The sequence below is a fragment of the Aliiruegeria haliotis genome (assembly GCF_003003255.1).
Taxonomy (GTDB): Bacteria; Pseudomonadota; Alphaproteobacteria; order Rhodobacterales; family Rhodobacteraceae; genus Tropicimonas; species Tropicimonas haliotis.
Window position 1 is genome coordinate 307255 of the sequence record NZ_PVTD01000004.1, and the last position, 23653, is coordinate 330907.

General features: G+C 63.2%; 22 protein-coding genes. 4 read left to right on the plus strand and 18 right to left on the minus strand.

Features of this window, described 5'->3' with window-relative positions; genetic code table 11:
* Positions 1-21 precede the first annotated feature (21 nt).
* A complete protein-coding gene (gene panC / locus CLV78_RS12775) occupies positions 22-867 on the plus strand; it encodes a pantoate--beta-alanine ligase (RefSeq protein ID WP_106205201.1) in 846 nt (281 codons plus the stop codon).
* A 236-nt stretch (positions 868-1103) separates the two neighbouring features.
* Here panC and CLV78_RS12780 read toward each other — a convergent pair whose 3' ends face one another.
* From CLV78_RS12780 to CLV78_RS12795, 4 genes are all read right to left on the minus strand, one after another.
* Positions 1104-2474 (minus strand): glutamate--cysteine ligase, encoded by a 1371-nt coding sequence (locus CLV78_RS12780; protein WP_106205202.1) that lies wholly within the window; start codon positions 2472-2474, stop codon positions 1104-1106.
* A gap of 129 nt (positions 2475-2603) precedes the next feature.
* Positions 2604-3131: a hypothetical protein gene (locus CLV78_RS12785; RefSeq protein WP_146136684.1), complete on the minus strand. Its 528-nt coding sequence runs from the start codon at positions 3129-3131 to the stop codon at positions 2604-2606.
* 76 nt (positions 3132-3207) lie between these two features.
* A complete protein-coding gene (locus CLV78_RS12790; RefSeq protein ID WP_106205204.1) occupies positions 3208-4068 on the minus strand; it encodes a GNAT family N-acetyltransferase in 861 nt (286 codons plus the stop codon).
* Positions 4068-4781 carry a 16S rRNA (uracil(1498)-N(3))-methyltransferase gene (locus CLV78_RS12795; RefSeq protein WP_106205205.1) on the minus strand — a complete coding sequence of 238 codons (714 nt, stop codon included), beginning with the start codon at positions 4779-4781 and terminating at the stop codon, positions 4068-4070. The genes CLV78_RS12790 and CLV78_RS12795 overlap by 1 nt, the downstream gene beginning before the upstream one ends.
* A 30-nt stretch (positions 4782-4811) precedes the next feature.
* Here CLV78_RS12795 and ubiA point away from each other — a divergent pair, with 30 nt between their 5' ends.
* The 3 genes from ubiA to CLV78_RS12810 all read left to right on the plus strand — a co-directional run bounded on the left by ubiA (position 4812) and on the right by CLV78_RS12810 (position 8328).
* On the plus strand, positions 4812-5819 hold the full coding sequence (ubiA, locus tag CLV78_RS12800) for a 4-hydroxybenzoate octaprenyltransferase (protein ID WP_106205206.1): 1008 nt from the start codon (positions 4812-4814) through the stop codon (positions 5817-5819).
* A gap of 140 nt (positions 5820-5959) precedes the next feature.
* The gene (locus tag CLV78_RS12805; protein WP_106205207.1) at positions 5960-8002 is read left to right on the plus strand and encodes an OmpA family protein; all 2043 of its coding nucleotides are present in this window, start codon (positions 5960-5962) and stop codon (positions 8000-8002) included.
* On the plus strand, positions 7999-8328 hold the full coding sequence (locus tag CLV78_RS12810) for a hypothetical protein (RefSeq protein WP_106205208.1): 330 nt from the start codon (positions 7999-8001) through the stop codon (positions 8326-8328). The genes CLV78_RS12805 and CLV78_RS12810 overlap by 4 nt, the downstream gene beginning before the upstream one ends.
* A 2-nt stretch (positions 8329-8330) precedes the next feature.
* Here the strand turns inward: CLV78_RS12810 and CLV78_RS12815 are convergent, their stop codons facing one another.
* From CLV78_RS12815 to CLV78_RS12885, 14 genes are all read right to left on the minus strand, one after another.
* Positions 8331-8771 carry a molybdenum cofactor biosynthesis protein MoaE gene (locus tag CLV78_RS12815; RefSeq protein WP_106205209.1) on the minus strand — a complete coding sequence of 147 codons (441 nt, stop codon included), beginning with the start codon at positions 8769-8771 and terminating at the stop codon, positions 8331-8333.
* The gene (moaD, locus tag CLV78_RS12820) at positions 8771-9019 is read right to left on the minus strand and encodes a molybdopterin converting factor subunit 1 (RefSeq protein WP_106205210.1); all 249 of its coding nucleotides are present in this window, start codon (positions 9017-9019) and stop codon (positions 8771-8773) included. The genes CLV78_RS12815 and moaD overlap by 1 nt, the downstream gene beginning before the upstream one ends.
* Positions 9020-9023: 4 nt before the next feature.
* The gene (pgsA, locus tag CLV78_RS12825) at positions 9024-9683 is read right to left on the minus strand and encodes a CDP-diacylglycerol--glycerol-3-phosphate 3-phosphatidyltransferase (RefSeq protein WP_106205211.1); all 660 of its coding nucleotides are present in this window, start codon (positions 9681-9683) and stop codon (positions 9024-9026) included.
* A gap of 60 nt (positions 9684-9743) precedes the next feature.
* Positions 9744-11624 carry an excinuclease ABC subunit UvrC gene (gene uvrC, locus CLV78_RS12830; protein WP_106205212.1) on the minus strand — a complete coding sequence of 627 codons (1881 nt, stop codon included), beginning with the start codon at positions 11622-11624 and terminating at the stop codon, positions 9744-9746.
* 311 nt (positions 11625-11935) lie between these two features.
* Complete coding sequence (locus CLV78_RS12835) at positions 11936-12721, minus strand: SDR family oxidoreductase (RefSeq protein ID WP_106205213.1); 786 nt, start codon at positions 12719-12721, stop codon at positions 11936-11938.
* Positions 12722-12739: 18 nt separating this feature from the next.
* Entirely contained in the window at positions 12740-13708 is a 969-nt protein-coding gene (locus tag CLV78_RS12840) for a calcium/sodium antiporter (RefSeq protein WP_106205214.1), read from the minus strand.
* Positions 13709-13900: 192 nt separating this feature from the next.
* Complete coding sequence (locus CLV78_RS12850) at positions 13901-14695, minus strand: S49 family peptidase (protein WP_106205267.1); 795 nt, start codon at positions 14693-14695, stop codon at positions 13901-13903.
* 88 nt (positions 14696-14783) lie between these two features.
* On the minus strand, positions 14784-16034 hold the full coding sequence (locus tag CLV78_RS12855) for a glycerate kinase type-2 family protein (RefSeq protein WP_106205216.1): 1251 nt from the start codon (positions 16032-16034) through the stop codon (positions 14784-14786).
* 20 nt (positions 16035-16054) lie between these two features.
* Entirely contained in the window at positions 16055-17107 is a 1053-nt protein-coding gene (locus tag CLV78_RS12860) for an ABC transporter ATP-binding protein (RefSeq protein WP_106205217.1), read from the minus strand.
* A gap of 1 nt (position 17108) precedes the next feature.
* Positions 17109-18365, minus strand: coding sequence for an MGH1-like glycoside hydrolase domain-containing protein (locus CLV78_RS12865; RefSeq protein WP_106205218.1), 1257 nt, complete (start codon positions 18363-18365; stop codon positions 17109-17111).
* 181 nt (positions 18366-18546) lie between these two features.
* On the minus strand, positions 18547-19761 hold the full coding sequence (locus CLV78_RS12870; RefSeq protein ID WP_106205219.1) for a carbohydrate ABC transporter permease: 1215 nt from the start codon (positions 19759-19761) through the stop codon (positions 18547-18549).
* The gene (locus CLV78_RS12875) at positions 19762-21009 is read right to left on the minus strand and encodes a carbohydrate ABC transporter permease (RefSeq protein WP_106205220.1); all 1248 of its coding nucleotides are present in this window, start codon (positions 21007-21009) and stop codon (positions 19762-19764) included.
* An 85-nt stretch (positions 21010-21094) separates the two neighbouring features.
* Positions 21095-22441: an ABC transporter substrate-binding protein gene (locus CLV78_RS12880; protein WP_106205221.1), complete on the minus strand. Its 1347-nt coding sequence runs from the start codon at positions 22439-22441 to the stop codon at positions 21095-21097.
* Positions 22442-22451: 10 nt separating this feature from the next.
* Positions 22452-23561: a LacI family DNA-binding transcriptional regulator gene (locus CLV78_RS12885; protein WP_106205222.1), complete on the minus strand. Its 1110-nt coding sequence runs from the start codon at positions 23559-23561 to the stop codon at positions 22452-22454.
* Positions 23562-23653 lie beyond the last annotated feature (92 nt).

The following is a 23653-nucleotide window of genomic DNA, read 5'->3' on the forward strand; positions in this document are numbered from 1 at the left end:
AATATTGTTACGCAGCCGTCCATGGAAACGTGCAAGACACCCGCTGAGCTGCGCAGCCATGTGAAATGGCTCCGCAAACAGGGCCTCAGCATCGCCTTCGTTCCGACGATGGGCTATCTCCACGCCGGTCACATGGAGCTGGTGCATCGCGCCGCACAGGTTGCGGACAGGGTGATCGTCTCGATTTTCGTGAATCCCACGCAATTCGGCGATCCAAGGGATCTGGAAACCTATCCGCGCGATGTCGTCCATGACCTGGCCGTACTGAAAGCGGCCGATGTGGAGGCTGTCTTTCTTCCCGCAGCCGAAGATATCTACCCGGAAGGCTCCGAAACCATCGTGGAGACCATGCGACTCGCCACGATCCTGCATGGAGAGGTCCGCGAGGGGCATTTTCGGGGCGTGGCCACAGTCGTGGCCAAGCTTTTCAACATCGTCCAGCCTGAGTATGCCCTGTTCGGAGAGAAGGACTACCAGCAATTGCAGGTGATCCGGCAGATGGTCCGCGACCTGCACATCCCGCTGGAAATCATCGGCTGTCCGACGGTCCGGGAGCCTGACGGGCTCGCCCTCAGTTCCCGCAATGTGCGCCTTTCGCCTGAGGACCGCACCGCCGCGCTGGTCCTGAATCGGTCGCTCTGCCATGCCGAGGCCCTTGTGGCACGGGGGGCCACCGTCGAGCAGATCGTTGCCGAGGTGACCGCCATGATTGCCGCCGAGCCGAGGGCCACCCTGCGGGCCGTTGACGTGACCGAGGCGGTGACCCTCCGCCCTGTTTCCGGCAAGCCAAACGGCCCCATCGCGATCATGATTTCCGCCGAGTTCGGTGGTGTCCTGCTCATCGACCAGAGGGAAGCAACGCCTTGATCCTGCACAAGGGATAGCCCTCGATCCAGGCTCCGACTGCTTGATGCCACCCTTGCGTAGCATGGTTGATGCTGGCCGGGACCAAAGCCCAGCCCTGCCAACGGTGCGTTCAGGATGGGACCTCGCGAAATGCAAAGGCCGCCCTGTCGCGTTGCCGCACCTTGGGTTCAAGCGTTCCCGGAGGCTCCGACATGCGACGGGTCAGTTTCTTTCCCTGGCCGGTCAAACCCTTAGGATCAGTAGGAGAATTCCTCGAAGATCGGCTCAAGCTTGCCCTCCCAGACACCGTGATACCGCTCCAGCAGCTCGTCCGCCGGCACCTTGCCCGTGTCGATGCTCTCCTGCAGCGCGTTGAGGAAATGTGTCTCGTCCGGGATCAGCCCGTTTGCGCCGGGCATGGCCCGCGCCCGAAGCCCGGCCTCCGCGATGCCAACGGCGCTGCGCGCCAGATCGACAAGTTTCACGCCACCAGCTTCGCCCTGCAACCCGTGGACAGACGCCGCCACCCGCAGGCCTTCGCGGGTCTCCGCATCGAATCCCTTCACGAGGTCCCAGGCTGCATCCAAGGCCGATTGATCGTACAGAAGTCCGACCCAGAAAGCCGGCAATGCGCAGAGTCGCCGCCAGGGGCCACCGTCCGCGCCGCGCATCTCCATGTACTTCTTGATACGCGCCTCGGGGAAGACCGTCGTCAGGTGGTCGGCCCAGTCCGACAGCGTCGGCGTCTCACCCGGCAGCGCGGGCAAGCGGCCCTTCAGGAAATCCCGGAAGGACTGGCCAAGCGCGTTGATGTACTTCCCATCGCGATAGACGAAGTACATGGGCACATCGAGCGCGTATTCCACCCAGGCCTCGAAGCCGAACCCCTGCTCGAATACGAAAGGGAGCATCCCAGTCCGCGCACCGTCAAGGTCGCGCCAGATCCGCGACCGCCAGGACTTGTGACCGTTGGGCTTGCCCTCCAGGAAGGGCGAATTCGCGAAGAGCGCCGTGGCAACCGGCTGAAGCGCCAGCGCCACGCGCAGCTTGTCGACCATGTCCGCCTCTGACGCGAAATCGAGGTTCACCTGAACGGTGCAGGTGCGGTACATCATCTGTTTGCCGAGCGCACCGACCTCGTCCATGTAATCGGTCATCAGCCGATAGCGCCCCTTGGGCATCTGCGGCATCTGCTCGTGCGTCCATGTCGGCGCGGCCCCGAGCCCGATGAACCCCGCTCCGATCCCGTCCGCAACTGCCTTCACCTCGCGGAGGTGCTCGTTCACCTCGTCGCAGGTCGCGTGGATCGACGTCAACGGCGCCCCCGAGAGCTCCAGCTGCCCGCCCGGCTCAAGGCTGATATTGGCACCGTTCAGCTCCAGGCCGATGATGTTTCCCTGCTCCTCGATCGGGGACCATCCGAAGCGGTCGCGCAACCCCTCCAGCATTGCCTTGATCGAGCGCGGCCCGTCGTAGGGCAAGGGCTTCAACGTATCTTTGCAATAGCCGAACTTTTCGTGCTCGGTCCCGATACGCCAATCTTCCTTTGGCTTGCAGCCGCTCTCCAGGTATTCGACCAACTGCTCATAGCGCTCGATCGGGCCGCCGCCGGACTGGGGAATGGACATGGGATTTCTCTCCGGGACTAACGCGCAGTCCGGCCTTGGTGCGCCTCGCATCCCCACAAGTCAAGGGGGCGCGGAGCGAAGCGAGGCGCCACCGGTCGACGCGCGCAAGCGCGGCGAAACACCTTGCTGTCACAGGACCGGCAGCTGACGCGTTTCCAGCGGCCGTCGCCAAAGCTTCAACGGCATGTCGGTGTCCGGCTCGGGCACCGACATGAGAGCGCGCCCATTCATTTTCGGAAGGGTCGAGAAGACATCGTAGAGCTGTTCCGCCCCGGCCGCCGCGAGCGGCACCAGGAGCGCCTGCCCGTCGTCCTGCACCAGTCTCCAGCACCTTCGCTGCCCGGCAACATCCAGCACTTCGATCTCCCGCAGCGCACTGACCCCGACCGCGCCGCCGGTGATCGGCCCCATGTAGGAAATCCTGCCCTCGTCGATCTCGACAACACCCGGGGCTTCGATCTCCATCCTGAACCGCATGCGCCGCAACGCGATCAGGCCGAGCGCCAGTGCCGCAAGCGTGACGGCGCCGCCGATTGCGCCCAGGACCACACCGCCCAAACTGATCAACCACAGCCCGACCAGCGCCACGCCGAGGCTGACCAGCACGTCTCTCCACCGGGCCACGACCGCACGTACCTCTGGTCGCACAAAGCTCATGCGCCTGCCCCTGTCGGCCGGCATGGCACGTGTCCGTGCTGGCGCCATTCCCTACGACAGACCGGGATCATGCCTGTCACGCGGCCGCCTTGATATGCTGCGCTTCCTCGAAAATCAGCATGGTAAAACTCCCGATGTGCTCGAAACCGATCGCTTCGTAGGCGCGCGAGGCGGCAGGGCCGGACGCGAAGAGGATCGCACGTTCCACCCCGTCGGAGCGCGCCTTCTTCAGGTGCAATGCCACCACCCGCCGGGCGTGGCCCTGCCCGCGCATGTCGTCCGGCGTGAACACATTCCCGATTTGCACCATGTCGGGCAGGATCGCATTGAATGCCGTCATGGCGCAGGGCGTGCCGTCGGGCGCCTCCAGCAGCATTAACGCACCGCGCGCCAGCATGCCGTCGACGTCCCGTGGCGCGGTCTCGATGGCATCTTCCGGGGTGAAATGCACGGTTTCCACCAGGTATTCCTCGCGCCAGCGGATCAGCAGGGCCCGATCTTCCGTGGTCGCTGGCCGCAGGCTTGTGTCGCCCACGGGCACCCGCAAGCGGTCGAGATCGAGCGCATAGAGCGGTTCATCATCGTCGAGCTGTGCCGGCGCCGTGCCGAGGCCCAGCATCTGTCGCAACGGCTGTGCCTGGTCGCTGGCGCCAAGAATTCCCCGGACATCCTCGCCGCCCAGAAGCGTGCGGACCCGATCACCCTCTGCACCGGCGGGCAGTTGCATCATCACGAACCCAGCGGTGCTGATCCCGAGCACCCCGGAGACGCCGCCGTCACATTCCTGAAGCCACATTCGTGTGGCATGGGGCGCATCGCCACCGCAGGGACCGAAGGCCCGCAGGTTGTTGCGCAGGAACATCGAGGTCTCCGTGTGGGCGCGCAGGAAGGTCTCGATCGCCGGCGCGTCTTCGGTGTTTGCGGGGCGGAATGTCATCACCAGTCTCCAAGGGTGCTCTGCCAGAGCGAGAGCGCGGCCACCGCGGCCGTGTCCGCGCGCAGAATACGCGGACCGAGGCTCACGGCAAGCGCCTGTGGCATCGCGTGCAAACGCGTACGTTCGGCCTCTGAAAAGCCCCCTTCCGGCCCGATCAGGATCGCCCAAGGACCGGCTTCGCCGACCAGAGCCTCCCGTGCGCCGACGAGCGCCTCGTCGCAGAACATCAACCGGCGGCTCTCGGGCCAGTCGGCAAGGACCCGATCCAGCCGCGTTAGTTCGGCCACCTCGGGCACGAAGGTGCCGCCGCATTGCTCCGCAGCCTCCACCGCGTGCGCCTGAAGGCGGTCGCGCCGGATGCGTTCCGAGTTGGTGAACTCCGTCTGAACCGGGCAGATTCGCGCCGCCCCCATCTCCGCCGCCTTCTCGACGATGAAATCCGTCCGCGCCTTCTTGATGGGCGCGAACAGCAGCCAGAGATCCGGCGGCATCTGCAAGGGCCGCGTCCGTTCGACGCAAGCGATCTCTCCGCCACGCTTGCCCGTTTGCGTGATTTCGGCGCGAAACTCTCCGTTTCGCCCGTCAAACACGTGGAGATCGTCGCCTGCCCCCAGCCGCATCACGCCAAAAAGATAGTGCGCCTGCTCCCGCGTCAGCGAAACGCTTTGCCCAACACGCAGGCTGTGCTCTAGATACAGACGGACTTTAGACATCGTTCTCTTCCCACCTTTGCGGCAGACCTTATGACCGAGACCCAGCAGACGCCAGCCAACAGTACCTCCGAAGACCGGACCGACCCGGCCAACGCCCGCATTCCGGGCGTGGTTGCCGATGCCGTCGATGGCAATTGGGTGGACCGCTTCTCTCCCGCCGTCGCGCGCCCCTACCTGCGGCTGTCCCGCGCCGACCGGCCGATTGGTTTCTGGACGTTGATCATTCCCAGCTGGTGGGGCCTGCTGGCCGCCGCGGCGGCGACCGGATGGCGTGCCTTCGACTGGTGGATTCTTGTCGCCGTGGTTCTCGGTGCCATGCTCATGCGCGGGGCCGGGTGTACCTGGAACGATATCACCGACAGGGAGATCGACGCCCGCGTCGAGCGTACCCGCTCCCGTCCGTTGCCGTCGGGCCAGATCACCGTGAAGAACGCGACGATCTGGATGGGTGTTCAGGTATTCCTCGCGCTGCTTGTCCTGCTCACATTTAACTGGACGGCCGTCGGCATCGGGGCGGCATCGGTCCTGCTTGTGGCGCTCTATCCCTTCGGCAAGCGATTCACGTGGTGGCCGCAGTTTATCCTCGGGCTGAACCTCAACTGGGGGATCCTGGTGGCCTGGGCCGCCCACACCGGTGAGCTTTCTCCGGCCCCGTTCTTCCTGTTCTTCGGCGGTGTGGCATGGACGGTCTTCTACGATACGATCTACGCCCACCAGGATATCGAGGACGACACGCTGATCGGTGTAAAGTCCACCGCGCGGCTCTTTGGCGACGATACCCCCTCCTGGCTGCGGCTCTTCATGATGGTCACCATGCTGATGATGACGGTCGGCGTAATCCTGGCCTATACGCCCATGGGCAACCCGCTCGCGCTGGCGCTGGCACTGGTCGGTGCATGGGGGATGGGTCTGCACATGATGTGGCTGATGGGCAATCTCGACATAACGGACCCGGCGTCCTGCCTCACGCAGTTCCGCGCCCTGCGCACGACCGGGCTGATATTCACTGGTTTCCAGGTGTTGGCTCTGCTGGTCTGACGCATCGGTTTTCCGCCTTTCAACGACGATCGCACCGACCGCAGGCGTAAATCCGCCCGGTCTGCCCCCCTGCCAGAGATTGATCCCGCCATCCCGGCCATCTAAGACTGCTCCACCAGAAGCGGGAAACGAACAACCTGATGCGCCTTGGGCCTAAAATCATCTCTGCGACGTCGCTCATCCTGGCCGCCCTGGGCTGCTGGTATGTCGCGACGCTCGCCGCCGACATCATCGAGGAACGCTCCGGACAGGCCGTCGCGGTCGCGCTTATCGAGGCCGAGCACGACTGGGCGGACGTTCATACCGACGGGTTGCAGGTGCATATCGGCGGCATCGCGCCCACGGAGGCGCGCCGCTTCAATGCCCTTCACGTGGCCGGGAAGATGGTCGATGCCACGCGGATCGTCGACGGCACCACGATCGAGCCGTCCAAGCCGCTGGCACCGCCACGCTACTCCATCGAGATCCTGCGAAACGACGAGGGCATCACGCTGATCGGCCTCGTGCCGGAGAGCCTCAATCGTCCTGAAATGGTCGCCGAGATCAATGCTCTCGCACAGGGTGCGGAGGTCATCGACCTGCTGGAATCCGCCAGCTATCCGGAACCGCGCGGATGGACGACTGCCGTCGATTTCGGGATCGAGGCGGTCGGGCGCTTACCGCGTTCCAAGGTTTCCATCTCTGCCGGGGCGGTTCACGTGACGGCAATCAGCAACTCAGAGGCGGAGAAACAGCAACTCGAATCCGCGCTCGCCCGCCGGGTCCCGAAATCCATCGCTCTGAGCTTTTCGATTTCAGCCCCGCGCCCGGTGATCACGCCGTTCACCCTGCGATTCCTCGTCGACAGCACCGGCGCGCGTTTCGATGCCTGCTCCGTCGACAACACCCGGGAGCGGGAGAAGATCGTCGAGGCGGCGGTCGAGGCCGGGCTCGAAGGCGAGGTCGACTGTACATTGGGCCTCGGCGTCCCCACACCGGACTGGGCCGATGCCGTTGTTCTGGGAATCGCGGCTGTGGCCGAAACCGGCGGCTCGGTGACCTTCTCTGATGCCGACGTGACGCTGGTCGCAACAGAGGAGACACCGCAAGCGGTCTTTGACCGCGTTGTCGGTGAGCTGGAATCCAACCTGCCCGACGTGTTCTCGCTGTCCTCGGTCCTGCCCGAGAAACCGGAAGTCGCCGGCGAGGACGATGCCGATGGCCCTGCCGTCTTCACCGCCACGCGCAGCCCCGAAGGTCAGGTTCAACTGCGGGGGCGGATCAACAACGACGTGGTCCGGGAGACCGTGACGAGCTTTGCCAAGGCCCGGTTCGGGCATGAAGACGTCTACATGGCAGCCCGGATCGACGAGGACCTGCCGCCGGAATGGCCGGTGCGGGTGCTTGCCGCGCTGCAATCGCTTGCGGAACTGAGCAAGGGCGCCGCGGTGGTGCAGGAAGATGTCATCGAGATCCACGGCACCACCGGCGACAAGGACGCCAGGGCGGAGATCGCCCGTATCCTCTCCGAGAAGCTGGGCGAAGCACAGAACTACAGCATCGACGTGACCTATGACGAGGCGCTCGACCCTGTCGCCGCGTTGCCGACCCCCGACGAATGCGTCGACCAGATCAACGAAATCCTCGCGGCCTCCAAGATCACTTTCGCACCCGGCTCCACCGATATCGAAGCCTCCGCCATTGGCACGGTGAACCAGATCGCGGATGTCCTGAAGCAATGCAAGGACGTCGACATGTCGATCGAGATTGCCGGACACACAGACAGCCAGGGGCGCGAAGAGATGAACCTGGATTTGTCGCAGAAGCGCTCCGATGCCGTTCTGGAGGCGCTTGTCGCGCGGCGGGTTCTGACCTCGAAGATTGCCGCGATGGGCTACGGCGAGTCCACACCGATCGCCGACAACGAGACCGAAGAAGGCCGCGAGGCCAACCGGCGCATCGAGTTCCGCCTGATCACCCCCGAAACCGAGGCCCGCGCCGAGGATGCAAGGGCCGCCGATGCAGCGGCAGAGACGGCAGAGGACGCCGGCACTTCCGGCGAGCAGGCGACCGTGCCGGATGCCGATACGACGACCGAAGACACGGCCGAGGCCACCGACGAAAGCGCCGACGCGGAGGCAGATCTGGACGCCACGTCCGGCGCCGCGGACGACACCGAACACTCCACGGAGGACAACCAGTGAACCGCTCCGAATTCATCCTTGCGACCGCCGCGGTCCTGTTCGTGGCCTTCCTGCTGGGATGGTTTGCCTCCTGGATCATCCACCGCGTCACGCGGGTCACCCAGTCCGACATGAGCGAACTGGACCAGATGGCCCAGTCGTTGCACGAGGCCGAGGAAACGCGCGATCAGGCCATCACCTACATGCAGCAGCGCGAGGCGGAGTTGACCAACCAGCTCACGCAGACCGAGGCAGAGTTGCAGGCGGCCATGGATGGCCTGCGCGATGCGCGAGAAGAGGCAGAAGAGCTTCGGCTCTATGTCGAGCGGATGCGCGACGACGCCTGAGGCTACCAGCGGTTCAGGGCGTCTTCGTCGTCGTCCTTCGCGGCAACCCAACTTTCGCCGTCGGGCCCGCGCTCCATCTTCCAGAATGGCGCGCGAGATTTCAGATAGTCCATCAGGAATTCCGCCGCTTCGAAAGCGTCCTTGCGGTGCCGGGACGCCGTGGCAACCATCATGATCTGTTCGCCCGGCACGAGCGGCCCGTAGCGGTGGATCACCAGCGCATCCGCCAACGACCATCGCTCCAGTGCCTGATCGGCGATCTCTCGAAGGGCCTTCTCCGTCATACCCGGATAATGCTCGATCACCATCTCGGCCATCTCGCCGCTGTCGTCCCGCACGACCCCGGTGAAGCTCACAACGGCACCAGCATGTTCAACGCCAGCCGTGAAGCGATCGAGCTCTTCGCCGGCGCGGAAACGCTCCTGCTGGACCCGGATCTCCATCAGCCACCCGTCATCGGCGGGAAGAAGGCCACTTCCCGGGCGCCTTCCAGCGAGGCGTCGAACCCGGTCAGTTCCTGATCCACCGCCACCCGCAGGGCAGCGAGGTCCGAAAACGCCACCTCGTAGCGCTCCTCACGCGCGCGCAGTTCCTCGACCAGCGCGGCAACAGTCGTGGCCTCTGTCTCCAGCCGCTCCCTTGGAACGCCAATCCGCTCCCGCACCCAGGCAAAATACAGAACGTCGATCATCGCGTCAGTCCTTCAGATAGGGCAGCGACTTCTGGAAATAGTCCCACCCGGTCATGACTGTCAGGATCGCCGCCAACCAGATAAGGGCAATGCCCGCCCACCAGGCGAAAGCCATGGCCCGCAGGTTGGCGAGAAGTCCATAGAGGTCCTCGACATCGCCGTTCAGAACTCCGTTGATCAGGTTTTGATCCATTCCGAATGTCACCATCCCGACCTTGTGCTCGAAGATCCCGTGCAGGAACAGGACCGAGATCGCCACCATCTGCACCGTCGTCTTCCACTTGGCGAGCCGGGTCACCTTCAACGTCCCCGCCGTGTCGCCGAGGAACTCCCGCAACCCGGAGACAAAAACCTCGCGGAACAGGATCAGCGCGGTCGGGATCACCAACAGCGCATCCATCCCCACCAGCGCCAGCAACGCGGCCAGTGCCACGACCACCATCGCCTTGTCCGCGATCGGGTCGAGCATCGTGCCCAGCTTGGTCTGTTGCCCCCAGGCCCGCGCCAGGTAGCCGTCGAACCAGTCGGTCATCGCAGCGCCCACGAAGAGCACCAGCGCGATCCAGTCGGCGTAGGGGTGCGGCAGGACAAGGAAGACAAGGATGACCAGTGGCGCCGCAAGCAGCCTCACTACGGTCAGGATATTGGGAATTGTCCAGATCATGCATCCGTCCTACCCGAGGCCGATGGCGGGCGAAAGTCCCGAGGATGGCATGTTCAGCCCTCAACCGCGCTCGTTGAAGAAATCATAGATCTTCTCGGCAAGCCCGGCCGAGATCCCGTCGACCGCCTTCAGATCCTGCAGGTTCGCCCGGCTCACCGCCTTGGCTGATCCGAAATGCGATAGCAGCGCCCGCTTTCGCGTCGCGCCCACTCCGGGAATATCATCCAGTGGCGTCGCACCAACAGCCTTCGACCGTTTCTGTCGGTGCGCGCCAATGGCGAAACGGTGCGCCTCGTCCCGAAGCCGCTGCACGAAGTAGAGCACTGGATCGTTGTGGCGCAGCGCAAAGGCATTTTCGCCATGGCGGTGAAACTCCTCCTTGCCGGCGTCCCTGTCGACCCCCTTGGCAACGCCGATAAAAGGCACGTCTTCCACCCCAAGCTCCGCCAGGATTTCCGCCACCGCGCTGACCTGCCCGGCGCCACCGTCGATCAGCAGCAGGTCGGGCCAGGCCTCGGACTCCCTGTCCGGATCCTCTTTCAACAGGCGTTTGAACCGACGGGTCAGCACCTCCTTCATCATGCCGAAGTCGTCGCCGGGGGTCAGGTCCTCCCCCTTGATATTGAACTTGCGATACTGGCTTTTGAGGAAGCCGTCCGGCCCCGCCACGATCATGCCCCCGACGGCATTCGTGCCCTGGATGTGAGAGTTGTCGTAGACCTCTATCCGCCTTGGCGGCCCCGCGAGGCCGAAGGCATCGGCAAGGCCCTTCAGGAGTTTCGTCTGTGCCGCCGATTCCGACATCTTGCGCCCCAGCGATTCCCGCGCGTTGCGCAGTGCGCCGGCCACCAGTTCCGCTTTCTCGCCACGCTGCGGCACCAGGATCTCGACCTTGCGACCGGCCTTTTGTGAGAGAACGTCCGCCAGCAGGTCCTTGTCGTCGATGTCGTGGCTGAGGATCACCTGCCGCGGCGATTCCTTGCCGTCGTAGTACTGCCCCAGAAAACTGCGCATCACCTCACCCGGCGATTGCGTCCCCCCCGTGCGCGGGTAGTAATCATGGTTTCCCCAGTTCTGGTTGGCGCGGATGAAGAAAACCTGAACGCAGGCCTGCCCACCTTCCATGTGCAACCCGACCACGTCCGCCTCCGGCACGCCGCGAGGGTTGATTCCCTGCGCGGCCTGAACCTGCGTCAGGGCCCTGATCCGGTCCCGCAGCGCCGCCGCGCGTTCGAATTCCATCGCGTCGGAGGCCTGCTGCATCTGTTCGGCGAGTTCGGCCTGGATATTGGTCGACTTGCCTTGCAGGAATCGCTCCGCATCGCCCACCAGCCCCCCGTATTCCGCGGCCGTGATGTGGCCGACACATGGCGCGCTGCACCGCTTGATCTGGTAGAGCAGGCAGGGGCGCGTACGGCTTTCGAACGTGGCATCGGTGCAGTTCCGCAGGAGGAACACCTTCTGCAACTGGTTCAACGTCCGGTTGACTGCCCCGGCACTAGCGAAGGGACCGTAGTAGGCCCCTTTCTCCTTTTTCGCACCGCGATGTTTCTTGATCTGAGGGAAGTCATGAGACTTGGCCACGAGGATATTGGGGAAGGACTTGTCGTCCCGAAGCAACACGTTGTAGCGCGGTTTGAGCTGCTTGATCAGGTTCTGTTCAAGCAACAGCGCCTCGGCCTCGGTGCGGGTTGTCAGGAACATCATCGAGGCGGTTTCGCGGATCATCCGCGCGATCCGGGGCGAGTGCCCACCCGGACGGGAATAGTTCGACACCCGGGCCTTCAGGTTGCGCGCCTTACCGACGTAGAGCACACGGCTTTCACCATCCAGCATCCGATAGACACCCGGAGAGGCATCCAGCGTCTTCAGGTACCCCTGAATGCAGTCATAGCCCGTGGGGGCTGCTGCGTGGTCGTTCGGGGTCGTCTTTTCTCCCACGTCGCTCGCCTTGTCGCTAACTCATCGATTCCCACGGATCGCTGCAATGTACCGACGGGTGTGGCAACCGCAAACATGTCCACTTTTTCTGTGGATAACCCTCGGGACAAGCCCCTTTGGGTGGGTCGAAGACCCTTAAAAAAAAGGGGATTGATTAACCTGCCTAAAAAAAGGGCGGAAACATAAACTGCTGAAAACATTGAAGATATTTTTGGTCGCACCCCAAATGTTTGATTTTCCTATCAGTTTCCTAACAGGAATGTGACTGGGCTGCGATTGGTGCATAAGTGACTTGCAAGGCTGCGGTCGTTTCAGGACACGTCGAGGATGTCTGCAGTCTTCCACGCCAGGTGCTGCCCACCATCGACACAGAGCAATTGCCCGGTCACGCCCGGTGCATCCAGGAAATAGCCAAGGGCCGCCGTGATATCTTCGGGGTTGGAGCCACGTTGCAGGACCGTGGCGGCCCGCTGCGCCACGAAATGCGCCTCGTCCTGTTCCGCGCCCTTGAGCGTCGGGCCGGGGCCAATGGCATTGACCCGGATCCTTGGCGCCAGCGCCTGCGCCGCAGTCTGCGTGAAGGCCCACAATCCCATCTTGGCAACGGTGTAGCTCATGAAGGCCGGCGTGAGCTTGCGCACCCTCTGGTCCAGAAGGTTCACCACGAGCGACTGGGAGAGCGGCTCCTGGCGGTGGTCGTAGATGGCGGGCGGAGCCTGGGCGGCGAAATGCTCCGTCAGGACTACGGGCGCCCGCAGGTTGGACTCGAGATGACGATCCCAGCTTTCACGGGTAGAGGCGCCAATGCGATCCATCTCGAAGATGGACGCGTTGTTCACCAATAGGTTGAACGCCCCCCCCAGCGCCGCGGAGGCCTCCGGGAGCAACCGTTGCATGTCACTCTCCAAGGTGAGGTCAGCCTGCACCGCGACCGCGGACCGGCCAATCGAGCGGATTTCCTGCACAAGGCTGTCCGCGGCCTCGCGGGATCCGTGGAAATGGACCGCCACGTCATACCCGCGCCCGGCCAGATACCAGGCCATCGCGCGACCAATCCGCTTGGCCGCGCCGGTCACCAAAGCCCGGTTATCGGTCATCTTCGCCCTCGCTTGCGATCAGATAATAACAACCAGTAGGTAGCCCACATAGCCTGCCGTCAAGACCACACCTGTCCCCCGTCCCATGTCCCGTTTCATGAACACGAAGGGGAACAGAATGGCGGAGGCCGCGAACATGACCCAGATATCGAGTTGCAGGGTCTCGGGCGCCACAGGGATCGGGCCGACGAAACTCGCGATCCCGATAATGGCAAGCAGGTTGAAGAGGTTCGAACCGATGACATTGCCGATCGCGACTTCGGTCTGACCGCGCAGCGCCGCCATGACGGTTGTTGCGAGTTCCGGAAGCGACGTCCCGAGCGCAACGAGCGTCAGGCCGATCACGGTGTCCGGTACGTTCAGTTCCTCGGCGATGTTGACGGCGGAATCGACCAGCAAGTCGGCGCCGAGCGGCAATCCGATCAACCCGAGCACAAGGAAAAGCGCGACTTTCCATCCCGGCATGGAGGCATCGGCACCTTCAAGGTCCTCGAGATCGTCACCCGCAGCGCAGGCCGCGGCCTTCGTATCCCGCCGGTGGGCAATGGCGGTCCGGAAGGCGTCGCCCAGAAGTACGGCCAGCAAGAGCAGCAATACCGTGCCGTCCAACCAGTTGAACAGGTCGGTATAGGCAAGCCCGATGAAGACGACCGTGGCGATCATCATCATGACATAGGTCTTCCGGGTATCGCAGCCGGATGTATGGAGCCCGGTCATCATTGCCGGCACACCCAGCACCAGAAGAACATTCGCGATGTTGGACCCGATCACGTTGCCAAGCGCGATTCCGGCAGCCCCGGTCAGGATCGCCTGCACCGACACCAGAAGTTCCGGCGCCGATGTGCCAAAGGCAACAATGGTCAGCGAGACAAGAAACGCCGGGATGCCCAACCGCAGCGCAAGATTGACCGCGCCACGGACAAGCGCATCACCCGCCAGCAGCAGGATAACCAGCCCCAGGCAGGCCAGGGCGACATCCGTTACCATTCGATCATCCTTTTCCGCAGGGGCATGGGCCCTTGCCTACAACATACGACCCGCAGGCCTTGCATTTCCGCGGCTTGGGCGGTCGCGGCCCACCCTTGTCCCTGCGCCGCGCAGCACCCGGCCAACGCAACCGCCCGAACATGGCCAGCGCCGCGATACCAATCAGGAAGAAGGTGACGATCTTTACCAGCATCAGAGGCCGTAGCGCGCCCAGAGGGCCCTTTCTTCAAGTTCCGACGTCGCAGACGCAGCAATCGACAGGCCAAACCTACGCAGAAGGCCGCGACGCGGCCCGTGAATTACAAATTTTGCCAAATTTCCATACCGGTCTTTCATCGTTGGAACAAGGTGTCCGATCCCGTCGGCCAGCCCGACGTCGACGGACTGGCGGCCAACCCAGATGTCACCGGTGAAGAGATCGCGCTCACTGTCGAGCCGATCTCCCCTGCGGGCTTTCACATGGTTGATGAAGTTCGCGTGGATCTGGTCCTGCAGCGCGCGCAGGCGTTCGACGTCCTCTTCCTTTTCAGGTCGGAACGGATCAAGGAAACTCTTGGAATTTCCGGCGGTGTGAACACGGCGCTCCACGCCAATCCTTGCGATCATCTCGTGCAACCCGAAGGATGCGGAGATCACGCCGATGGAACCGACAATCGAATTCTCGTCCACGATGATGTCGTCGGCGGCACAGGCCAGCCAGTACCCACCGGAGGCTGCAGCATCTTCCACGAAGGCGGTCACCGGCAGTTCCTTTTCCTCGGCCAGACGGCGAATCCGGGCCACGATAAGGGAGGATTGCGAAGGCGAGCCACCGGGTGAGTTAATCACCAATGCGATGGCCTTCGGTTTGCCCTTCGTGAAGGCCCGGTCGATCATCGTTGCAGTAGAGGCATCGTTCAGGCCGCGCTGACCTGCGGCGATCATGCCGTTCAACCGAATGACCGAGATCACCGGCGGTTTTTTCAAAAATGGCAGGAAACGTCTCATCCGGCCCATGTAGGGAGCCAAACCCGACCCGGCAAGCAGCAGCGCGACATCGCGGACGGATGTTGCCGCGATGTCCCCCCGCTATGCGTCACGAAGGAAGCACCAGGATGGCCCTGAAATCGTTGACATTGGTCAACGTCGGACCGGTGACGACCTGATCGCCCAGTGTCTCGAAGAAAGAGTGGGCGTCATTTTGCATCAGGGCGGCTTCGGGATCGAGCTTCGCCGCTGCGGCTTTCGACAAGGTTTCCGGCGACACCACGGCGCCCGCGACCTCTGCCGCACCATCGACGCCGTCGGTGTCACAGGCGATTGCGTAAATCCCCGGCGCGCCGTCGAGGGCGAGCGCGAGCGCCAACGCATATTCCGCATTCGGTCCGCCGACGCCATCGCCGGTCCGGGTCACCGTGAGTTCTCCGCCGGAGAGAAGGAGCATGGGGCGCGGCCCGCGCAGGCTCTTGGCAAGCTCGGCATGTTCTCTTGCAACCTCGCGCGCCTCCCCTTCGAGATCATCACCGAGCAGTCGGATATCGCAATCAGCCTCTTCCGCCCGCGCAGATGCTGCGAACAGCGACTGCGACGGCGCGGCAATGACCATGTTCTCCACCCGGGACAGGCGTTCATCGCCCGGAGGCACGACGCCGGTCCTGGCGGCAAGAACCTCCTGAACGGAGGCCGGGGCCGGGATGCTCCACTGCGCAATGATTGCGCGGGCATCCTCGATCGTGCTGGCATCGCCTACCGTGGGGCCGGACCCGATGTAGGCCGGATCGTCTCCCGGCACGTCGGAAATCATGAGTGTCAGCATCTTTGCCGGGAAGGCCGCCGCTGCAAGTTGCCCGCCCTTCACCCGGGACAGGTGCTTGCGAAGGGTGTTCATCCGGTCAATCGGCGCGCCGCAGGACAGTAGGGCCGCGTTCACGGCCTGCTTCTCTTCCAGAGTGATCCTGCCTGCCGGTTGCACCAGCAGCGCCGAGGCCCCGCCAGAGATCAGCGCGAGCACGAAATCGTCCTCGCCCAACCCCTCCAGCAAGTCCAGCATTCGCGCTGAAGCCTCCAAGCCAACCTGGTCGGGAACGGGATGCGCCGCCTCCACGATCTCGATCCCCTGGCAGGGGCGATCGTAACCATAGCGGGTAATCACCAATCCCTCGCACGGCCCCCATGCGCTTTCGACGGCCTCCGCCATCCGCGCCGACGCCTTCCCTGCACCGATCACCACCACCCGACCGTTCGGTTTCTCCGGTAGCCGGGCCGGGATCATTGCCATCGGATCAGCCACTTCCACCGCAATATCGAACAGATCGCGGAGAAAGCCCTCGGGATCGGAAATCTGCATAGGTCTTCGCTGCGCCTCCCTCAGGCGGTTACGGCAAGACCGTCGGCATCGAAGAACAACTGCCACTGCGGGTCGAAGACGAGACCCACCCTGTCGCCCGGCTTGTGAGGATCCTGCGACGATCCCCGGACGGTGATCTGCCCCAGCGGGCCACCGTCGATAATGACATAGGTGTCGGCGCCGAGGTATTCGACAACATCCACCGTGCCATCACAATTGCCTTCGCCCTCTTCTCCGAGAGAGATATGTTCCGGCCGTGCGCCAACGCTGACGGCATTTCCTGACAAGGCGTAGTCCCCTCCGCGACCACCTTCAAGGTTGAAACGTCCGTCGCCGGTCGTGCAGGGCAGGATGTTCATCTTCGGCGACCCGATGAACTGCGCCACGAAAAGGTTGGCAGGGCGTTCATACAGCTCCCGCGGGGTGCCGATCTGGGCGATGGTCCCGAACTCCAGCACTACGATGCGATCTGCTAGTGTCATCGCCTCGATCTGGTCATGGGTGACGTAGATCATCGTTGTGTTCAGGTTCTGGCTGAGCTTTGCGATCTCGTAGCGCATTTCCACACGTAGCGCCGCGTCGAGGTTCGACAACGGCTCATCGAAAAGGAACGCCGTCGGGTCGCGCACGATCGACCGGCCAATGGCCACCCGCTGGCGTTGCCCGCCGGAAAGATCCTTGGGACGGCGGTCGAGATAGGGTTCCAGTTTCAGGATCCGCGCGGCCTCGTTCACCTTGCTGTCGATTTCCGCCTTCGGCGCGCCGGCCGTCTTGAGCGAAAAGCCCATGTTCTGTGCAACCGACATGTGCGGGTAGAGCGCATAGGACTGGAACACCATCGACAGACCACGCTTGGCAGGCGGGTGGTCGGTGACGTCGTTGCCGTCGATCAGGATCTGGCCGCGCGAGGTTTCCTCCAGGCCACCGATCATCCGCAGAAGGGTCGACTTTCCGCAGCCCGACGGGCCGACGAAGATAACGAACTCGCCATCCTGGATCTCCAGATCGACCCCCTTGATGACCTGCACATCGCCGTACCACTTTTCGACGGCCCTGAGCGTGATGGCTCCCATATCAAAACCCTCCCTTGGCTTGCGGCGAGGCGTAAGTGAGCCAGATAGCCGCGGTCCAGGTGAAATGTTGGCCGCCGGCGGGGGTACCGTCGACGGGGCTGAAGTACTCGGCAAAGCCGTGATCCGCGATCACGGCACGGGTTCCTTCGCGGATTTTCCGGGCGTGCTCGGCATACCCCATCTCTGTCAGACCGGCGCCGATCTGGCTGTTGGCCATGCCCCAGACAGGACCGCGCCAGTAGCGGATGTGGTCGAAGCCCGGCCCGTCCGGATCATAGGAGGGGATCGGGTATTTCACCGCCGCGAGAATCCGGTCGAGATGCGGCAGCATCCGCTGGTCGTCGATCCCCGCGTACCAGCAATAGAAGGACGCGCAGGAGAGCGTGCCCGTGAAGGCCCCCGTCCGCATGTTGAAGCTGTCATAATAGCCGCCATCCGGGTTCCAGAGCCGCCCGGCCCCTTCGACCATCGTGTCGATCCAGCCATCGATCTCCGTCGTGTCCCGGCCAAAGGCATCGCCGATCCACTTCAGGTCCCGGTGCGCACGCAGGAGCATGAAGGTCATACCCGGATCCGCGATGCGCAGCGGCGAAGTCCGGTTGATGGTCTCGATATCCCAGCCGCAATCCCGGCTGAAATAGAGCAGCGCGAGGTATTGGTCGTATTGCTCCTTCGTGGGGCGCATGTCGTTGTCGACATGGCTGGTGTCACGGCGCTGGTAGGCGCCGACGCCGGAGGTGTCGACATTGCTCATGCCCTCGTCCCAGTCCGGCGCGTTGTCGCGGCCCGACTCCCAAGGGTGCGTGATGCAGCACATCCCGTCGTCAACCCGAGCCCTCATAAACCAGCGATGCCAGTTCAACAGCCCGTCGTACATCGCCTCCAGCCGGGGGCGGCCGGCGACCATGTCTGCCGCGTACACCGCTCGCGCCATGGTGGCGGCGATGGGGGGCTGAGAGATGCCCGAGGTCGGCGGGTTGCCCCCGGCTCCCCAGACGTCTGGCCCGGGGAAATACTCCGGAACAACGCGATGGAAGATGATATGGGGCACCATCCCGTCGTCCCATTGCGAGGCCATCAGGGTCTCAAGCTCGACCCAGGCCCGGTCAATATCGAAGGTGGAGAACCCCCAGGCCGCAAAGGCGCTGTCCCAGTTCCACTGGTAGGGATAGAGGCCCGAGGTGGGCACGGTATAGCCGCCCCGGTCGTTGTCGCGAAGGATCTGCCGGGCCTCTTCGTCGAGGTGTTCGTAGGTCATGTGAGGTGCGCTCGGATAGGTGTTGAGGTGATCTTGCAGGTTGCTCCGGGCAACAGGGGGCCGGTCTCGCCTGTGCCGTCCGCGGCCCAATCCGCGCCCGTTGGCGTCCCCGCCGATGGCGGCCCTGGGCTGCCCGCTGCTGCCATGACATCGGATCGGTTTCGGAAAAAGGTCATTGGCCCTACCCCTTGACCGATCCGGCAGTCAGGCCCTTGGTCATGAACTTTTCCAACCCGAGGAAGAGCACCATGATGGGCACGGTCGCGATCACCGCGCCGGCCATCAGGTGTTGCCGTGGAACCTCCGAGGAGTTGAGCGACGCAACCCCCCGTGTCAGCGTGAACTTGGAGGGATCATCCAGCAACATGAAGGCCAGCAGGAACTCGTTCCAGGCAATCATGAAGACATAGAGGGAGACCGAGGCCAGCGCGGGCAGCGACAGTGGCAGGGTGATCTTCCAGATCACGGCCAACCGGCTGAGGCCATCCATCAGTCCCGCCTCCTCGACTTCGGCTGGCAACCCCCGGAAATAGCCCTGCAACATGTAGAGCGAAACGGGAATCGTCGTGACGGGATAGATCAGGACGAGGCCAAAGAGAGAGTTCCTGAGCCCGGTCATCGAGAAGACGATGTAGATGGGCAAGGCGACGACGATCATCGGCACCATGTAGATCATCAGGATTGATCGGGAGAACGCCGCCGCGCCCCTGAACCGCAACCGGGCGACGGCATAGGCGCCCGGCACTGAGAACAGCAGCGTCACGAAGACGGTGATCACCGAAACGATGAAGGACGTCCACAGGTAGGAGCCGAAATTGAAGTCCCGGAACAACTCGTGGTAGCTGCGGAAGAGCCCCCACCCCCGGCTCAGGTCCACGGTGAAATCAAGCGGATTCTGCAGCAGCGCCTGCTGCGATTTCAGCGAGGTCATGACCATCACGTAGAAAGGGATGACGACGATGGCGGTGAAGAAAACGTAGCCGAACCCGGTGAGGAAACGGATCACGATCTCCTCGAACTCGTGCCTGTTCATCTCACCTGTCGGGTGTCCGCCAAGCATGGAATGCAACGGCCAGCCCGCGCCGATACCGATAAGGACCGCTGTGAGGATCTTGTGGACGAAGGTCACGCCGTCGCCGGTCAGGACGGGACCGAAGTCGATCATCATCAACACGAAGGTCGCGACAGCGCCTCCGCCGATCAGCAGCCACTTATCCTTGACCCTGAGCGCGGCGGCGCCCAGTCCAGTCCCGATGAGGAGCGATCCGATGAGGCCCGGCCTGAATGCGGCGCCGGTGATGAAGGACATCATCACGGCCACGGTCGTGGCGATCACGAGAAGCCAGAGCAGGCCGATGACCGGGCCGACGATGTTTCCCTTGCGAAGAGCAGACATTCAGAGGCCCTCCTCACGGCTGATGAACTTGAAAAAAAAGATCGAGAACACGAGCAGGCAGCCGAAGACCACCACGGCAACCGCCGCTCCCGCGCCGATGTTGGAGACCGCGAAGGCCTGTTCGTAGACGTTCACCGTCAGCGTCCGGGTGCCCGCGTTGCCGCCCGTGAGCAGGAAGATGTCGTCGAACTTGTTGAAGGTCCAGATGAAGCGCAGAAGGAAGAGCACGCTCAGGATCCCCAGCAGCATCGGGAGGCTGAGATACCAGAATTTCTGGAACGGTGAGGCCCCGTCCATATCCGCCGCCTCGTACATGTCGCTGTCGATCGACTGCAACCGGGCGAGGATGAAGAGGAAACTGAGCGGAAAGTACCGCCAGATCTCAAAGATTGTCACCATGATCAACGCCAACGGTTTCTGACCGAAGAAATTGATACCTTCGTCGGTCACGCCCATGCGGATCAGCAACTCGTTCGCCGAGCCGGAAGTCGGATCAAAAAGCGTGACCCAGGTGAAGGCCACCGCGATCACGGGCGCCACGTAGGGAAAGAGGTAGAGCCCACGCAAGATCCCCTGCCCGCGAAACTCCTGATTCAGCAGCATGGCGGCGAACAGCCCGACAACCAGGGCACCAATCGTCCCGAAGAGGGTGTAGAACATGGTTACGCCAAACACCGACCAGAACTCGGACCCGTCAAAGATGCGTGCGAAGTTCTCCAGAGTGAACTCGGAATTGGTCAGGATGAAATCGGCCGTGCCGGTGACAATCGGCTCGCTGTCCTTCGGGTCGCCGCCCCAGTCAAAAAACGCCTGGCCAACCTCGATCTCGATCTTCATCCGATTGTTGTACTTCGGATCGATGTCCCCGAAGTCGCAGAAAAAGGTCTGCCCGTTCAGCGCACAGCCCTCCGGGACCTCGCCGGTCAGGGTCAGGCCGGGAGGCCAGTCATCCTCCAGCGTCACGCCTTTGATGGCCTTGTCCTGGCTGGAATTCCGCAAACGGTATTCTATGGTCGCCGAATCGCCGGCCGCAGCCGGTCTTCCGCGCACCTGTTCGCGCACCACGGGCACCGGGGGACGCAGGTCCGCGAGCCCGATCGGTTTGAACGAAATCCAGAAAATCGACAGCAACGGCAGGATGATGACCATCGCCACGCTGAAAATCGTCGGGAACAGAAGTCCCCAGGCCAGACGCGCCTCGCGCTTTGCGAGCGGGCCTGTACCTTTCGGAGGTACTGCGGTTGTCATTGTAGTCTCCACTGGTCGCCGGCCATCGGCGGTTCGACCGGTTCAGGAGGACGGCCCCGGAGAGATCCCCGGGGCCGGTTGGTACCTACTGGATCTTGGCCAGTTCTTCGTTGAGCGCGGCAACGGTCGCGGCGGCATCCCGCTCACCATCGGCGAATTCGCGGACCAGACGGTTGAAGACCTGCGCATTGATCATCTTCGAGGCCAATGCCAGCTGCCCCTCCTTGACACCCCAACGCTGGGCAACATCGAGCCCCCCGACGATCTCGTCGATCATCTCCGGCGCATAAAGCTCGGAAAGCGGCGCCTTCCGGTCCACACCAACGTCCAGCTGGGCCCATTCCTCGGTGAACTTGGCGGGCTCGTCCGCGGTCCCCTTCCGAACCGGGAACTTGCCCTCCGGCGCGATTGCGAGGGTCTGCATGTACCCCTGATCCATGGAGTACTTGACGAAATCCATCGCCGCCTCGGTATCCGCGTCGTTGGTAATGCCGAGGTAGCGGGTATCGCCCCATGCTGCGCCATCAGGGTTCGACGGCCCGGCAAAGGTCGTCACGATACCGGTCAGCGAGGCCAGTTCCGAGGATGTCGGGTCGTCGTTGATGGTCGGCGGGGCGCTGTCGCGCAGACCGGCCAGTTCGTCGAGGATGAACGGCGACCAGATGATCATCGCGGCCTTGCCGTCAAAATACATCTCCCGCGATTGCTTCCAGAACAACTCGCCTTTCGGAGAGGCCTCCATCAGTGCCTTGTAGAACTCCAGCACCTCGATGGTCTTGGCTTCGTCAAGCTCGGCAAACCCGTCTGCATTGACCGGTGAAACACCGTTGGCGAGGAACACATGCTCCAGCACCTGGCTCATGAATGCCTCGTCCACCTTGGTGGCGGCCACGAAGCCGTACATCTCCGGCGGATTGTGCAGTTTCTCGATCGCGGCGAGAACATTGGCGAAGGTGGTCGGCGGCTCCAGCCCGGCCTCTTCGAACTTGTCCTTGCGGTAGACGATCATCTGCGTCCAGCCATCCACCGGAACGGCAGCCACGCCGTCCTCGACAGCTGCCAGCGCAATGCCGCCCGGCGCAAAGGTGTCGCGCCCGAGCGCATCGAGCACCTCGGTCGCGGCGTCGGTATCGAGAATACCGGCTTCGGCCCACGGCAAGGCGTAGGACAGCGGGTGGTAGATGACGTCCGGCAGGTCGCCGGCTGCGAAGGCGGCCGTCGCGCGGGTGCCAAGGTCCTTTTCGGAGACCGGGATCACCTCGACCTCGATACCGGATTCGGCCGCGAAATCCTCGGCCATCTTCTGCTGCCTCTCCATGCGCGCAGGCTGGTCTTCTGTCGTCCAGAAGCGGATGCCATCGGCATTGGCAGCGATCGCCGACATGGCAAGCGCAACGGCCGTTCCGGCCAGAAGTGTAGATTTCTTGAACATCTGTTCCTCCCTAGTAATTCAGTGCTGATTTGACACGGCGGGCAACGTCCGCCGATGACAAGGCTGGCTGCCCGTGGGATCCACGGGCGAGAAAACGGGCGCGGACGGTTTCGCGCAGGGTCTCGGGGGCCTCTCCCTCGATCCGGCGGATAAGGAGCTGCGCAAGGCGCTCGCCGGCGTGTTTCATGTCCACCGAGAAGGTGGAGAGTTTCGGCGATACCAGCCCGCCCTCCGGAATCCCGTCATAGGAGATCACTGAAAGGTCGTGGCCAATGGCCAGCCCAGCAAGATGCGCCGGCTCGTATGCACCGATCGCCGCGCGATCCACACAGAAAACGATGGCCGTGGGCGGTTCCGGCAGCGACAGCAGCGCCCGCGTGGCCTCGGCACCACTGGCCCGGCTCAGCGCATCGCGGCCCACCAGATCGGAATCGAACGGCAATCCGCAACGCCGCAACCCTGCCTCGTACCCCTCCTGCCGGATCACCGAGAACGTGTATTCCCGGCTCCCGGGCACAAACCCGATCCGTCGGTGGCCGAGGCCGTGGAGTATGCGCACGGCTTCTTCCATCGCGGCTTCGCTCTCCACGTCGAACCAGGCGCATCCTTCTTCCTTGCGCGTGCGCCCGAAGAGGACGAAGGGCACGCCTTCGGCACGCAGGAACTCGGCCCGGGCATCAACCATATACGTTCGCGGCAGGATGAATCCGTCTGCCTTGTGTTCGGCCACGAGCTTTGCCAGCAATCGCTGCGTGTCCTCGTCGGAGGAGGCGGTGGCCATGGTCATGGTCCAGTCCGCGGCAGAAGCGGCCTCGCTGATCCCGGACAGGAAATCCTGAAGGAAAGGCCGGTGGCCGTCATGCTGGTTCAGTTGCAGGACAAGGCCGACGGACCGAACCTTGCCGGTGCGGATCGCCTGAGCGTGGCTCAGGGGGCGATATCCCATCGCCTCCGCCGCATGCAGAACCCGATTCCGGGTGCTTTCGGAGATGTCCGCATAGCCGTTCAGCGCCCGCGAAACCGTGCCCTTCGTCAGGCCAAGTTCCTGAGCCACATCGGAAATAGTGACACGGGGCCGCCTTGGGCCTCCGGCAGTCTTTCCCGCAGCTGGTTGCGCCATAGAATCTCTCCCTGCCGCCACTGAAAGACCCGAAACCGGTTTCGGCAATAGAAAACTGAAAAAAGTTCTCCATCGCCAGGTGCCGGCATAAC